We start from the raw sequence: 14,162 nt of genomic DNA, 5'->3' as shown, positions 1-14,162 counted from the left end.
GTTATTGTTCACTCCCCTGTATCATCTTTTCAAATGCCTCTGCAAAACGTTCCCGCTTATCTTGAGTCAACTCTGTTCCTCTTACTTCTTCATAGAAGGCTGCAAAAAGTTCAAGCGGCTTCAACTCGTGCTTCATCATTGTGGTAGACTCATCTTGCTTATCCTCCATATTATTTCGCTGGGATGCACTACGATCAACATGCATTGCATTCGGATATACGGCGCGAATTTTTTCCATCGGGAATAATACTGGATTATCATCAGTTAACGTAACGTATACATAATCTTCATTAATCGAGTGACGTTCGATGTCCGCTATAGCTCCAATGACACGGCGCATATCTCTTCTAGGTTCAAGCGCAATTTTCTCTATCGTAACGAATTGCTGTCCCAGATTAACGACAAGATAACCTTTATGATGATTCGCCTCCGAGATCGAATATTTCAATGGTGATCCAGAATAACGAATATGTTCAATTCCAACATGATGGGCTTGATGTAGATGACCAAGAGCTACATAGTGAAAATCTTGTAATAGCTGAGCACTAACATATTCTGCACCACCAATGGACAAAGGGCGTTCCGAATCACTTGTATTCTGTTCTTGTTCCCCATAAGGCGTAACGAATGCATGTCCAATCAGTACATGTCTAGCAGATGAATCCCAATTGCTCTTAATATGAGTAACGATTGCAGTCATCGCATCATTATGCGAACGAATAGAATCATCACCCATTAGATGACGTATGATAGCAGGATCAGCATATGGTATGAGATAGAAATGTACTTCTCCATATTGATCATGCATAATAATAGGCTCTATCGGATAACGAAGTTGTCCACTCATATATAAACCGTTTCGCTCCATTAATTTCACAGCAAAATCAATCCGATCGGGACTATCGTGATTACCTGCAATCGCAAGTACCGGAATTTTCAACTTTAGGACAAGTTGTTCTAGTATATTATTCAGTAAATCTACTGCCTCCGTTGGTGGTACAGCTCGATCATATAGATCGCCTGCGATAATTACGACATCTGGTTTCTCTTGCTCAACGTCTCTAACAAATTGTTCAAGCACATACGCTTGATCTTCCGTCATGTATATACCTTGTACTATTTTTCCTAGATGCCAGTCCGCTGTATGAAATATTTTCAATACGTTCATCCTTTCATACATAAATTCACTATTAACTACTAATAGCAGTTGTTAAAGTTAGAATTTCAACTTAGAAAATCCATTACTTTTATATTTATATCCACTGTTGAGATATGTAAATTCGTCTATTACTAGTGTACCATTTTGCGCTTATCTCCTACCAGTGGATAGTTACGTTCAAATTCTCGATTTCGTGGCGATATTCAGAACAGTTTAACTATAATTTTTCTAGTATAAAGTAAGTTCTAATGATAGAGAAAAAAGAAGTTACATGCTATGATTTCATAGTAAGTTTTAATTTTACGTATGACGTTTTTCGTATCATGCTTCCCTATTGTTAACTAATTATTATAAAATTACTTTTCACGTTAAAGGAGCTATGCAAAAATGAGTTTAAAAAGTACATTCAACAATGACTGGTATTTTTCCAAACAACCACTACATACTAATTTTGAAGCAGTAGCTACTAGTGGGTTCGAATGGATGCCTGTAACGATCCCTCATGACTGGTTAATTTATGATTCAAATAATTTATATGAAAATAGTGTCGGCTGGTATCGTAAAACGCTACAGTTAACTGAACTAGACCATCATTCTCTAACGTCGCTTTACTTTGAAGGCGTATACATGGATTCGACTTTATTTATCAATGGACAGGAAGTTGGGACATGGAAAAACGGATATTCTAGTTTTGAACTAGAAATCACACCTTACTTAATCGTAGGTAACAATGAAATTTACGTACAAGTTATTCATCAATCTCCCAATTCTCGTTGGTACTCCGGCGCCGGTATTTACCGCTCTGTTTGGATGAAATCCTATCCGAAAAATCACATTGTATCTGAAGGAACCTATATTACTACTGAGAAAAACGGGAATGAATGGACAGTAGATGTTGCTTCAGAGGTTGTTTTCTCGGATCAACTCAATTCTGATGATACATATAAAGTTCGCCATCAAATTATCAATCAATATGGGACGGTTTTTGCAGAGCAAGAAGTTAACATTACTGCTGAAGCTAGCAACACAGTAACTGTTTATGGCAACATGTCTGTAAGCGATCCGCTGCTGTGGGATATTATCTCCCCTAATCTGTATCGCCTTAGAACTGAACTACTTGTTAATGACGCTACCATTGACACAGAAACTCAAAACTTTGGATTCCGTACAACGGAATTTGATAATGAGCAAGGCTTCTTCCTCAATGGCCGCCACGTAAAAATATATGGAGTATGCCAGCATCATGATCTAGGTAGTCTAGGTGCTGCTGTAAATAAAGTTGCACTACGACGTCAAATTTCATTATTACAAGAAATGGGCGTTAACGCTATTCGTACTGCTCATAATGTGCCAGCAGTTGAATTAATGGACTTAGCTGATGAAATGGGCATTCTAATCGTATCTGAATTATTTGATATGTGGGAGCGACCTAAAAATCCATACGATTTTGCGCGATTCTATCCAGAGTGGTGGCAGAAGGACGTTGCCAGCTGGGTGCGTAGAGATCGTAATCATCCTAGCATGTTAATGTGGAGTATTGGTAATGAGATTTATGATACACATGCAGATGAACGCGGACAGGAGCTTAGTCAAGAACTACTTGATGAGGTACTACTTCATGATCCTAACAAAAATGCTGTCGTAACAATTGGTTCTAACTATATGCCTTGGGAAAATGCTCAGAAATGTGCTGACATCGTTACATTCGCTGGCTATAACTATGCAGAAAAATATTATGATCGTCACCATGAAGAGCACCCTGATTGGGTCATTTACGGTAGTGAAACTGCATCTACTGTTCAAAGTAGAGGAATTTATCATTTCCCTCTAGCACAATCTGTGTTAGCTGATGATGATGAACAATGTTCTGCACTTGGAAATAGTTCCACTAGCTGGGGAGCTAAAAACACGGAATATTGTATAACAGCAGATCGTGATGCTACATTTTCTTTAGGTCAATTTATATGGACAGGATTTGACTATATCGGTGAACCAACACCTTATCATACGAAAAACTCTTACTTTGGACAGCTAGATACTGCTGGCTTTAAGAAAGATTCATTTTACATTTATCAAGCGGAATGGACTAATTATAAAGTTAAACCGATGGTTCATATTTTCCCTTACTGGGATTTCTCTGAAGGACAATTAATTGATATTCGTGTTTGTTCTAATGCGCCGAAAATCGAACTGTTTTTCAATGAAGTTTCACAAGGTACTTACCTAATTGATCATGCACATGGACAGAAGCTGTTAGGTGAATGGCAAATCCCATATACGAAGGGCGTACTTCGTGCTGTTGCTTATGATGAGAACGATATAGTAATCGCTATAGATATTATATCTTCATTTGGAGATGCGACTTCAATTGTTCAAACTCCGGATAAGACAACGATTTCTGCCGATGGATCTGACCTTATCTTCATTGAAATTTCTACTGCTGATGTAGAGGGTCACCGTGTAGAAAATGCAAATAACCGTGTTCATATCACTATAGATGGTCCTGGTCGACTTGTAGGATTAGATAATGGTGATAGTACCGATTATGATTCTTATAAAGGCACTAATCGTAAATTATTTAGTGGGAAGTTACTTGCTATCGTGGCAAGTACATTAGAAGAAGGTACAATTACGGTACGTGCTAATTCCAATGGTTTACCTACCAGTGAGTTAACATTAACAGCGGTAGCACCTGAACAAATGAATAGCGATAGTGAACAATATTCACTTTATTCATTTGATGCTTCACACAAACAGGGTAAAGAGCTTCAGGAAATTGCTTCAGACGAAATACCTGTTCGTAAAATAGAAATTTTATGTCCACAAGGTAATAAGCTTAATGCAGAGCAGCAATCTATTCCTGTTCAAGTAAAATTGTATCCTAGCAACGCTACTTATCAAGATGTGCAATGGAGAATTACGAACGTAGCGGGTGTAGATGCTAATTTGGCGACAATCGAAACAAATGGACATAATGCGGTTATTACTGCACTCGGAGATGGTGACCTTTATATTCGCTGTGGAACGACAAATGGTTCAGATTCGATTAAACATTATTCGCTCATGGAGATTAACATATCAGGGTTAGGGCAAGCATTTATTAATCCATATGAATTTGTCTCTGCCGGATATCATAGTGAGGAAAGTCGCAATCTTACGAATGGTAATGAACGTGGGGTAGCTACTGCACGAGAGGGCGAAAGTATTATCTACTTCGATAAAATTGACTTTGGTAGTTATGGTTCTGACGAGATTACATTACCAATCTTCTCTCTAGATAGTGAATACTTTACGATGGATTTATGGGAAGGGTATCCGTATGAGCCGCAATCTACCTTGATTGCAACGGTACCTTATCATAAGACTACCATTTGGAACGTCTATCAACCAGAAACATATAGTCTTTCAAAACGACTACAAGGTGTATCTTCATTAGCCATCGTATTGAATCGTAAAATTCATTTGAAGGGTTTCCAGTTTACTAAAATTAATAAAGCTTTTGAACAATTACGTGCTCTTGATCATAATCATCTTTACGGTGACTCCTTTACTATTACAGAAGAAGCAATAGAAAATATCGGTAACAATGTATCTATTATTTTTGAAGATATGGACTTTGGAGAAGCGGGTACTAACAAACTAACGATTTGTGGACATTCACCAATTGATAAAAACACGATCAATATTTTATTCAGCGGTGATAGTGGAGACAGTAAGCAACTTGTTGAATTCAGTCACTCCGATGACTATACGGTAAGAGAATTTAATTTAGATGAAATTAATGGGAAACAAACTGTAACCTTTGTCTTTTTACCAGGCAGTCAGTTCAACTTAAACTGGTTCAAATTCCAATAAAAGAAACTAAAAGGGCTGTACCCTGTCTTTTTCTCAATGACAGGGTACAGCCCTTCTTAATGTGATCTATTGGCGTTCTATTGGTGTCGTTATCAAAGCCCGCTGTTTGAACTACCTCTTATAGAGTGACTCCACTGTTGTTGTTGAGCTTTCTCCTCTTCACCAATACAGTAATTAGGAAGATACCATATGCCATATAGAAAATATTAAGGATAGAAACAACTTCTAGCGATCGCTCAGCAATTTCAGGATTCGTAAGTTGTGCCAGAGCATCAAACAAAAAATGAAAAGCAATTAATGGCCAAATATTATTGCTAGTTTCAATTAATAATGCAAGAATAAGTCCTATTAGAAATGCATTAACAACTTGTAATAAAACTTCAACAACATCCGTTCCACTAAAAGCATTAGCCATATGAAGAATACCAAAAAGGATCGATGAAAATACAATATAAAAAAGTGGACTTTTAGATATTAACTTCTCACGAATGATACCTCTAAATACTACTTCTTCCGTATATCCTACAAATAAAGAAAACACAATAAGTAACACAATTTTCGATATGGATAGCTCTACATTAAACCCACCCATAATCGGTTGAACGATAGCAATGATTAATAAAGGTATGTAGAAAAGAGTAGCTTTCTGTGACTTGAGATTAAGTTTCCTAAATCCAAATGCAGCAAATGAAGAAGCCCTTCTCTTCATATAGATAGTCATCGCAATACCCATTACAAGAAAAGCTATCCCTTGCGCAATAATAACTCCATCTTCTTCAAATTCCAAGATTTCTGAAATTGCTGAAGCAATTGTAACTAGAAAGGTAAGTAATATACCGAGCAAAATAGAAAATAATACGGGCCGTTCCTTTTTCACTTTTGCTTGAACTACTTTTTCTGTCATTAGATTATCTCCTCATAATTATTTCATTAATAATAAATATCAGCTTATGAGAAAAGAACTATGACTGAATGCCGACAGAAAACATCGTAACATATTATGGTAAGTAATTAAAATTTTATAATTTTCTGTAAATTCAATCTTGCAAACTACACATCATAGTTTACGATATATTCTTGTATTTCCGTATTGTAATAGCCCTCGCTGTATTCGATGATATTGCCTGCTTCATCATACGAGTAACGTGATCGCTTAAGAAGTGGTGTCTTATTATTGACGCTTAATAAAGTAGTCACTTCAGGCGTGGCAATAGCAACTGAAAATTGATCACGAAACTTGGCTAATGAAATATCCTTCTCTTCGAGCATGCCGTACAATGACTGAGCACTCATATCAACGAGTTCAAGATCGCCCCGCTTCATCGTCAAATAATGTGAGTAATGAATATATGGCGAGTCATCGAGCAAATAGAGACGATCTATTCGGATACATTTTTCACCAAATAATTGATAAAGTTCTGTACCTATTTCATTGGACACCATGTCAGTACGTAGCACCTGCTTTTGAATGCGATGCCCTTCCTCTACTAAGATTTCGGTAAATCGCTTCCAAGTAGACAACTTAGATGTGGATGTATTACGAATTACCTTCGTTCCTTTACCACTACTAGTTTCCAAATAACCTTCTTGAACAAGCTCCTTGACCGCATTGCGAACGGTAATTTTGCTGACTTCGAATTCAGTTTCTAATTGAGGCTCTGAAGGAATATTGGCATCCATTGGATAAGCCCCGTGTAATATCCTATCTTTAATTATATTTTTTATTTGCAAATATAGAGGTCTTTTTTTACGAGATAAGCTCATGTAGCATTCACTACCTTTCCACATCACTCATTGATTCTGTCATAGCACGGAGAATATCGTCCTCAAGTGACATTGGTGTATCGCCAACAATTGTATGTGCCAGCATGGCAGCTGTCGCAGCAAACTCAACGGTCTTCTCTGAGGTAAAACTGCTGATCTCGCCATGTAGAATCCCACTTGTGTACGCATCCCCAGCACCTATTCTATCATAAACAGAGAAGGTACGTTTTTTGGAGAAAGTGAATGTTTGATCCTTATACATATAGCCTATGAGGGAGTTTGTATTGTCCCCATTAATCGTTCGATGTGTCCCTGCTACTATCGTAATTCCATACGAGGCAGCGACAACTGGTATCAGCTCGGTTAGCTGCTCCATACGACTTTCATGCGCTGTATGCATACCAAGTAGGAATATCGCATCCTTCTCATTCATCATGACGATATCAGCATAATGTAGCATCTCTTCATAATGTGGCTTTGCTTTCTCATAGCCATCCTGTCCCCAAAGCGAAGGACGATAATTGCAATCAAATACAACGATTCCTCCATTAGCTTTAACTGTTCGTGCTAAATCCTTCATATGCTGCCGAACTGAATCATTCATCGCCAGCGTAATGCCGCAAAAATGTACCATATCCGCTTGCTTGGCAATTTCTTCATAATTATATGTACCTTTAGGTGCAGTATTGAAGCTGCTTTCTAGACGATTCGAATATGTAACTCTGCTTGGCCTTGCGCCGAAACCATTTTCCAAGAAATACATACCGATATAATGACCGCTTCTCATGATTGCTGTAGTCGATAGCCCTAATTTACGAAGATAAACTTCTGCAGCATCACCCACTGCATTGGCGGGCAACGTCGTTATAAGAAGACCATTATGCCCAAATCTAGACAATGATGAAGCCACATTGACTCCCGTACCTGAAAATGAATAGTTCAAGCTATTAGCTTGAGTAAGTAGCTCGTATCCTGGTACTTGTAAACGCATCATAACCTCGCCAAATGCAGCAATTTGTTTAATCATTTTGATCAACCAGTCTCTTCACGACTTCCAGTAAATAACGGATGTCTGCAACATTCGTTTTCCCTGTTCCTTTGTCAATAATTGAGGAATAGACATGAGGTATGACTTGCGGCACATTAGCCTCAAGTGCGATACGCAGAATAGTCTCGAAATTTCCCTTGTCAATTCCACCTGTAGGCTCTAGTGCAAATTCCTCCTCACCACATGCCTGAGCAACGGCGCGAAGTTCATCTTCACAAGCTAATCCGTTCATCGGGAAAAACTTCAATGCTTGCCCTCCCATATCACGAACAAGAGCGATTGCTGCTTTAACTGGGATAATTGCCTGATCGCTCTGTGCCGCACTTACGGGCCCGGTAGAAACGTTGACATAACCTATACGACCAGTTGGGGACACTAGACTGTTAACCCAGCTCTGTTGTCCATTCAGGTTAGCGCGAGTTGCCCCCACATATGGAAACACCTGATTAATATGGCTACCGGGGTAGTACTTAGCAATTTCAGCGACGATTGCCGCTTGTCGATTATCCCCTGCTCCCAGTCCAATAGATATCGCATTGTCTATTTCTTCTCCGTATGCTTTCATAGCAGTAACCGCTTCTTCTAACGTAGCATAATCTTTTGACAAAACACCTGCAAGAACATAACCTTCAGCCGCTTCAAATACCTCTTTAGCATTCTCGATACTATTAACTAATACATTTAGCGCAACACGATTTTTGTAAAAACGATTTGATAGGTTCGACAACTTATTTTCCTCCTACTAATTTACGAATTGCTGTTGCTATAACCTGCATATCATCACCATGCAAAGGACGTGGATCAATATCAAAATATCCTTGTTTTATGCCATAATCACGAGTGTAAATGGCAATTTCGCCGCCTAGTAGTTCATTTACCACTTGTTTAGCTGTCGTAAGTGTCTTCATTGGGTCAATTTGAATTCGTGCCCTGTAAATAGCTCGTCCTGCTTCATCTTGAACAATACTTACTTGCAGTCCTTCTATTTTGTTTAACGACATTAGCATTTGTAACGCATCTCTTTCTGCTTCGCTATTGTCAGTTTTGTTCATATATTCATCGAGCGCCTGTAGCAACCCAAAGGTTGTTTCCTTGCCAACTTTCATACTTCGTCCAATGCCATACAATTGTACTTTAACCCATTCGATATACGTGCGCTTTCCGCCGACAATACCAGAAGTCGGACCTTCTATAGCTTTCGAACCGCTGTAAATCGCAAGGTCAGAACACTTCACATATTTCTGTATATCTTCTTCAGCAGCTGCGTCTACAATGAGCGGTACGCCGTTACGCTGGGCAACTTCCCATGCTTCCTCGACTGAAATCATATTCTTCTGAACACAATGATGTGATTTGACGTATAAAATAGCGGCTGTATGTTCCGAGATCGCTTCTTCAATATGTTCTGACTTACCCTCGTTGGCATAGCCCACTTCGAGTGGCTTTCCTCCTCCTAAATATACCATCGTTTCGATTGGAGCCCCATATTGTACGTTATGCCCTTTGAGAATAATTATTTCATTTCGGGAGATGACCTCTTGATGCAGTCGCAAACTCTTACGCGGATTCCCTTGTGTTACAATTGCTGCAACCGATAGAGCAATACCACTGGAAGCTGAATTGACGACTACTGCTGCTTCTGAACCCAGAATACTCGCGATATAATCTCCTGATTTATCTACTAAATCCGCAATCTCTACATACTGTTGTCCGCCTTGCTTCATAGCTTCCATCACGGAATCGGTAGGAGCAGATACACCCAAAATACTCATTCGTCCGCTTGCATTTATTACTCGCTTAAGCCCATATCTCGCATTCAATGAATTGTCCATTTACAACTACTCCTTTTGCTTCTATTCTCTTATCTGATGTACGCTGAATACCATCTGAATCCACGAGTACAGTCTGTTCATCATTAACAGTAAATATGGTTAAATTAGCAACATCACCGACTTGAATACGTCCTAGTTCCGGTTTATCCAGCCACTCTGCTGCGCGAGTTGTCACTGTTGCAATGACCTCTTGGAGCGAATAACCTAAGTACAGAAACTTAGTAAGTGTTTGAGACATACTATAGACAGGACCATTTAGTCGATTCCTACGGTATATATCAGTACTAATCGTGTGCGGATCGATATGATGCTGCTTCGCGAATTCAGCAACTTTGAAGGAGAAGCTAGCTGAACCATGCCCAACATCGAGATGAACTCCACGTTCAATTGCATTCACTAGCACCCTAAGCGGCTTACCTTCTTCATCAAAAAGGTTATTACTTTTCCCGTTTAAGTAATGTGTAACAATATCCTTCTGCTCAAGTAGCGGGATAACGTCCTTAATGTTCGGTGGTCCTGAACCAATATGAACCATTAGCGGCAGCGAGGTCTGCTTAGCTAATTCACGAGCGATATGCAATGGCACTAGACCGTGTTCTCCTACTACGCTACTACTGATTCGCGCTTTCAAGCCGACGATGAAATGACCGAAATCTTGCACGGCCTGAATAGTCTTAGCATTATCAATCCATTCAAGGTCAGATAATTCGTCAGTTCTTGCTAAACCAATCGTTGAAATATTAAGAAAGGCAAATACACGGGTATCAGATTTTTCACTTCTAGTAACCAATTCCCCAATTCTGTCCGCCCCGCAACTTCCTGCATCCACAATAGTCGTTACGCCTTGCTTCACACCGATTTCATCGATTTCATCACCGTAAGGATCAAAATCCGGAAACGCATGCACATGCATGTCAATCCATCCGCTAGATACATAACTACCAGAATAATCCACAATATGACTTCCTAATCCGTAGCCAGCTTCTACTACCTCGACTATAATTCCGTTCGCGATAATTATATCGATAGCTTCTCCGGTGATAAGCTTAACGTTACTTATAACAAATCGTTCATGCATGAGGATCACCTACTTCCACAGCCCTATTAATTCAAATATTTCGTGCTTAAATTAGTATTGCTTTCCATATACGTTAACAATATCATAAAAACAGAAAAATACAATATAACGTTATAATGTTTATGCATTTCTTATTTTTCATCATACATGCTTCAGCTCTGCATACAATGTATACATAGCAATTGTGGATTCAGAAATGAGGTGTGTAGCGATGCAACAGCAGCCCCTATTTATCGTATCTCGTGAGGATTGGTCCCTACATCGTAAAGGATATAATGATCAAGCTAGGCATCAACAACGTGTAAGAGAAGCTATTAAAAATAATTTGCCTGATCTAGTTTCTGATGAAAGTATCATTATGTCTGATGGTCGACGAACGGTTAAAGTACCGATTAAGAGTCTAGATGAAGCTCATTTCATCTATAATTACAACAAAAAGCAACATGTAGGTCAGGGAGACGGGGACTCACAAGTTGGAGATGTACTTGGGGTAGATCCTCAACTTAGTAAAAAACCAGGTAAAGGCCAAGATGCGGGCGATCAACCGGGCGAGGATGTATTTGATACTGAGATCAGTATCGATGAATTAGAAGATATGCTTTTCGATGAAATGGAACTTCCTAATTTGGAACAAAAACAGAAAGATCAGATGCAGACTACAGAAATTGTATTCCATGATATCCGCAAAAAAGGGATCATGTCGAACATCGATAAAAAACGTACTTTATTAGAAAATTTACGTCGTAATGCTAATGAGGGAAAAGCAGGTATTGGTGGCATCTCACCTGATGATCTTCGGTATAAGACATGGACCGAGATTGTAAAACCTCAGTCCAATGCAGTTATTTTTGCTATTCTCGATGTATCAGGCAGTATGGGAGCTTTTGAGAAATTTTGTTCGCGATCCTATTTCTTTTGGATGAGCCGATTTCTAAGACGTAAGTATGAGCATGTTGAGATTGTCTACATCGCTCATCATACTGAAGCGAAAGAAGTAACAGAAGAGGAATTTTTCACTCGCGGGGAAAGCGGAGGTACTATATGCTCATCAGCCTACCAACGTGTCCTTGATATCATTGAGCAACGATATCCCCCCGCACTATGGAACATCTACCCTTTTCACTTCTCAGACGGTGATAACCTTACCTCTGATAACGAACGCTGTGTGCGCTTAATTGAGAAGCTAATGGAAGTCAGTAATATGTTTGGTTATGGGGAGATTAATCAGTACAATCGAAATAGTACACTTATGAGTGCCTATAAGCATATTACGAATAAAAAGTTCAAGTTTTCCATCATAAAGGATAAGGGAGAAGTCTATAAGGCGCTTACCCATTTCTTTGCTAAGCAACCAACGACATGAGCTCCCTTTCATTGTATTGCAGTAACTTTAGGATAAGATAGACTGCTGGCAGACAGAGGAAGACCCTCTAAACCAAGTTAATTATGGAATAGAGGGTCTCTTTGTCTTACCTATTAATTTCTGAGTTAATCGCCATATTATATTGTGACTATGGCAATGTATTACCTAACAATCGTTCAGCCATAAGCTGATCTAAACTTTCAAACGTATATCCCTTTGCTCTCGCATCATCAATAATACGTGCTAGCGCTCCAGCATTATCGCTTGATACGGAATGGATAAGCATAATGCTACCTGGATGTAACTGTTTCATCACCTGTTGATAGGCATAATCAGCACCTCTTTGCTTATTCACTTCCCAGTCTTTATAGGCAAGGGACCAAAAGGCACTTATATATCCTTCCTCATGACTAATTGCTAGTACTCGATCGTTAAAAATACCTCTCGGTGGTCGTAAGTAATTCATAATCGATTGGCCAGTTAACTGTGCTACTCCTTCTTTGACTTTCGCAAGTTCTTGTCTAATCTGATCATTACTCATTGTTGTCATATCCGGATGACTCCAAGAGTGATTTCCTATAATATGACCTTCTTTAGCCATACGTTTAATTAGTTCTGGTTGATCTTGAATATAATGACCTGTAACAAAAAACGCGGCAGGTACTTGCTTTTCCCTCAATACATCGAGTATCGGTGCTGTAAAGCCATTCTCATATCCGTTATCAAAGGTAAGATAGAGTGCCTTTTTCGATGTATTACCAAGAAATAAAGCTTCATTCTTCTCAATAATGTCCGCGAAACCTTCCTCTTGAATCGAAGGTAACTTCTCATTTATACTTCTCTTAAATCCAAAATGCTGTGTTTTATCTTGCCCAGCTGCAGACACCTTTTCATACGAAAACTGAGTCGTTGTGCATAATAAGAGTACCATAAGAATAATTAGTACCTTCATACTCGATTTCACAAACCATTCCTCCTAAAGCTTTTTATGATTACTTGATATGCTTTCTTTCCTATAAAAAGTCACCTCAGGTGTATTTATCTATGTTGAGTTAAGTTGCCCATTTAGTGCGCCATTCATACAAGCATCATAAAAATAACGCAAAAAAACTCTCTAGCCAAAGGCTAAAGAGTTAAATGTAATAAACTGGTCGGGATGACACGATTTGAACATGCGACCCCCTGGACCCAAACCAGGTGCTCTACCAAGCTGAGCTACATCCCGTAAATATGGAGCGGAAGACGGGAATCGAACCCGCGACCCTCGCCTTGGCAAGGCGATGCTCTACCGCTGAGCCACTTCCGCAAAAAAATGGTGCCGTCGAGAGGACTTGAACCCCCAACCTACTGATTACAAGTCAGTTGCTCTACCAGTTGAGCTACAACGGCTAATGGTGACCCGTAGGGGACTCGAACCCCTGTTACCTCCGTGAAAGGGAGGTGTCTTAACCACTTGACCAACGGGCCTCACTATGTGATGCTAATCTAGCATTTCTGCTATCTTTTCGGAAACAAGAATCATATTATCACAATATTATAGCAACTGCAATATCATTATTTAATATTTTTCAATACATTCCGAAGAATAAAAATGGCGGAGAAGGTGGGATTCGAACCCACGCACCACTTTCGCAGCCTAACCCCTTAGCAGAGGGTCCCCTTGAACCACTTGGGTACTTCTCCATAATGGCTCCCCGAACAGGACTCGAACCTGTGACAACTCGATTAACAGTCGAGTGCTCTACCAACTGAGCTATCAGGGAACATTAAAGGTTCTAATACTTATGTATACAGAACATGTGTTAGATATGAGATGATTCTTCTCTTCATGACTGTCGATAAGAACCAAACTTCAATCTTCAAGGCTTGCACCTTGAAAACTGGATGTGAAAGGTAAAACTCCAAAGTGAATCTCTTGCGATGTACTCTTCTTGCTTGCGCAAAGAAAAGATTTTTAGGATAAGCCCTCGACCGATTAGTATTCGTCAGCTACATGTATTGCTACACTTACACCCCGAACCTATCAACCTCGTCGTCTTCAAGGGGTCTTACTAATTGGGAAA

At 39.4% G+C, this 14,162-nt stretch carries 10 protein-coding genes, 6 tRNA genes and 1 rRNA gene; 2 read left to right on the top strand and 15 right to left on the bottom strand.

Going from position 1 to position 14,162, the window contains the following annotated elements:
- Nucleotide 1: 1 nt before the first annotated feature.
- Nucleotides 2–1,159: an exonuclease SbcCD subunit D gene (locus tag NV377_RS16495; protein WP_258201895.1), complete on the bottom strand. Its 1,158-nt coding sequence runs from the start codon at nucleotides 1,157–1,159 to the stop codon at nucleotides 2–4.
- A 387-nt stretch (nucleotides 1,160–1,546) separates the two neighbouring features.
- Between NV377_RS16495 and NV377_RS16490 the strand changes: the two genes are divergently transcribed.
- The gene (locus NV377_RS16490; RefSeq protein ID WP_258201894.1) at nucleotides 1,547–5,014 is read left to right on the top strand and encodes a glycoside hydrolase family 2 TIM barrel-domain containing protein; all 3,468 of its coding nucleotides are present in this window, start codon (nucleotides 1,547–1,549) and stop codon (nucleotides 5,012–5,014) included.
- A 118-nt stretch (nucleotides 5,015–5,132) separates the two neighbouring features.
- Here NV377_RS16490 and NV377_RS16485 read toward each other — a convergent pair whose 3' ends face one another.
- From NV377_RS16485 to NV377_RS16460, 6 genes are all read right to left on the bottom strand, one after another.
- On the bottom strand, nucleotides 5,133–5,918 hold the full coding sequence (locus NV377_RS16485) for a CPBP family intramembrane glutamic endopeptidase (RefSeq protein ID WP_258201893.1): 786 nt from the start codon (nucleotides 5,916–5,918) through the stop codon (nucleotides 5,133–5,135).
- Nucleotides 5,919–6,064: 146 nt separating this feature from the next.
- Entirely contained in the window at nucleotides 6,065–6,778 is a 714-nt protein-coding gene (locus tag NV377_RS16480; protein ID WP_258201892.1) for a GntR family transcriptional regulator, read from the bottom strand.
- Nucleotides 6,779–6,788: 10 nt separating this feature from the next.
- Complete coding sequence (locus NV377_RS16475; protein ID WP_258201891.1) at nucleotides 6,789–7,805, bottom strand: sugar kinase; 1,017 nt, start codon at nucleotides 7,803–7,805, stop codon at nucleotides 6,789–6,791.
- On the bottom strand, nucleotides 7,798–8,553 hold the full coding sequence (dagF, locus tag NV377_RS16470; RefSeq protein ID WP_258201890.1) for a 2-dehydro-3-deoxy-phosphogluconate aldolase: 756 nt from the start codon (nucleotides 8,551–8,553) through the stop codon (nucleotides 7,798–7,800). The genes NV377_RS16475 and dagF overlap by 8 nt, the downstream gene beginning before the upstream one ends.
- A gap of 1 nt (nucleotide 8,554) precedes the next feature.
- The gene (locus NV377_RS16465; protein ID WP_258201889.1) at nucleotides 8,555–9,658 is read right to left on the bottom strand and encodes a DgaE family pyridoxal phosphate-dependent ammonia lyase; all 1,104 of its coding nucleotides are present in this window, start codon (nucleotides 9,656–9,658) and stop codon (nucleotides 8,555–8,557) included.
- Nucleotides 9,624–10,736, bottom strand: coding sequence for an amidohydrolase/deacetylase family metallohydrolase (locus NV377_RS16460; protein ID WP_258201888.1), 1,113 nt, complete (start codon nucleotides 10,734–10,736; stop codon nucleotides 9,624–9,626). Before NV377_RS16460 ends, NV377_RS16465 begins: the two co-directional genes overlap by 35 nt.
- Before the next feature lie 211 nt (nucleotides 10,737–10,947).
- On the opposite strand from NV377_RS16460, the gene yhbH reads away from it, so the two are divergent.
- Nucleotides 10,948–12,099 carry a sporulation protein YhbH gene (yhbH, locus tag NV377_RS16455; protein ID WP_258201887.1) on the top strand — a complete coding sequence of 384 codons (1,152 nt, stop codon included), beginning with the start codon at nucleotides 10,948–10,950 and terminating at the stop codon, nucleotides 12,097–12,099.
- Between the two features lie 148 nt (nucleotides 12,100–12,247).
- Here yhbH and pdaA read toward each other — a convergent pair whose 3' ends face one another.
- The 8 genes from pdaA to NV377_RS16415 all read right to left on the bottom strand — a co-directional run.
- Nucleotides 12,248–13,030 carry a delta-lactam-biosynthetic de-N-acetylase gene (gene pdaA / locus NV377_RS16450; protein ID WP_373425831.1) on the bottom strand — a complete coding sequence of 261 codons (783 nt, stop codon included), beginning with the start codon at nucleotides 13,028–13,030 and terminating at the stop codon, nucleotides 12,248–12,250.
- 217 nt (nucleotides 13,031–13,247) lie between these two features.
- Nucleotides 13,248–13,324, bottom strand: a tRNA-Pro gene (locus tag NV377_RS16445).
- A gap of 6 nt (nucleotides 13,325–13,330) precedes the next feature.
- A tRNA-Gly gene (locus tag NV377_RS16440) sits at nucleotides 13,331–13,405 on the bottom strand.
- 7 nt (nucleotides 13,406–13,412) lie between these two features.
- Nucleotides 13,413–13,488: transfer RNA gene (locus tag NV377_RS16435), tRNA-Thr, on the bottom strand.
- Nucleotides 13,489–13,491: 3 nt separating this feature from the next.
- Nucleotides 13,492–13,566 (bottom strand) — tRNA-Glu (locus NV377_RS16430).
- Nucleotides 13,567–13,691: 125 nt separating this feature from the next.
- Nucleotides 13,692–13,782, bottom strand: a tRNA-Ser gene (locus tag NV377_RS16425).
- Nucleotides 13,783–13,786: 4 nt separating this feature from the next.
- Nucleotides 13,787–13,862 (bottom strand) — tRNA-Asn (locus tag NV377_RS16420).
- Between the two features lie 192 nt (nucleotides 13,863–14,054).
- Nucleotides 14,055–14,162 (bottom strand): 23S ribosomal RNA (locus NV377_RS16415); the annotation flags it as partial.

Source organism: Paenibacillus endoradicis (assembly GCF_024721975.1).
The sequence above is the reverse complement of the archived record's forward strand: the minus strand, read 5'-3'. Positions and strand labels throughout refer to the sequence as shown.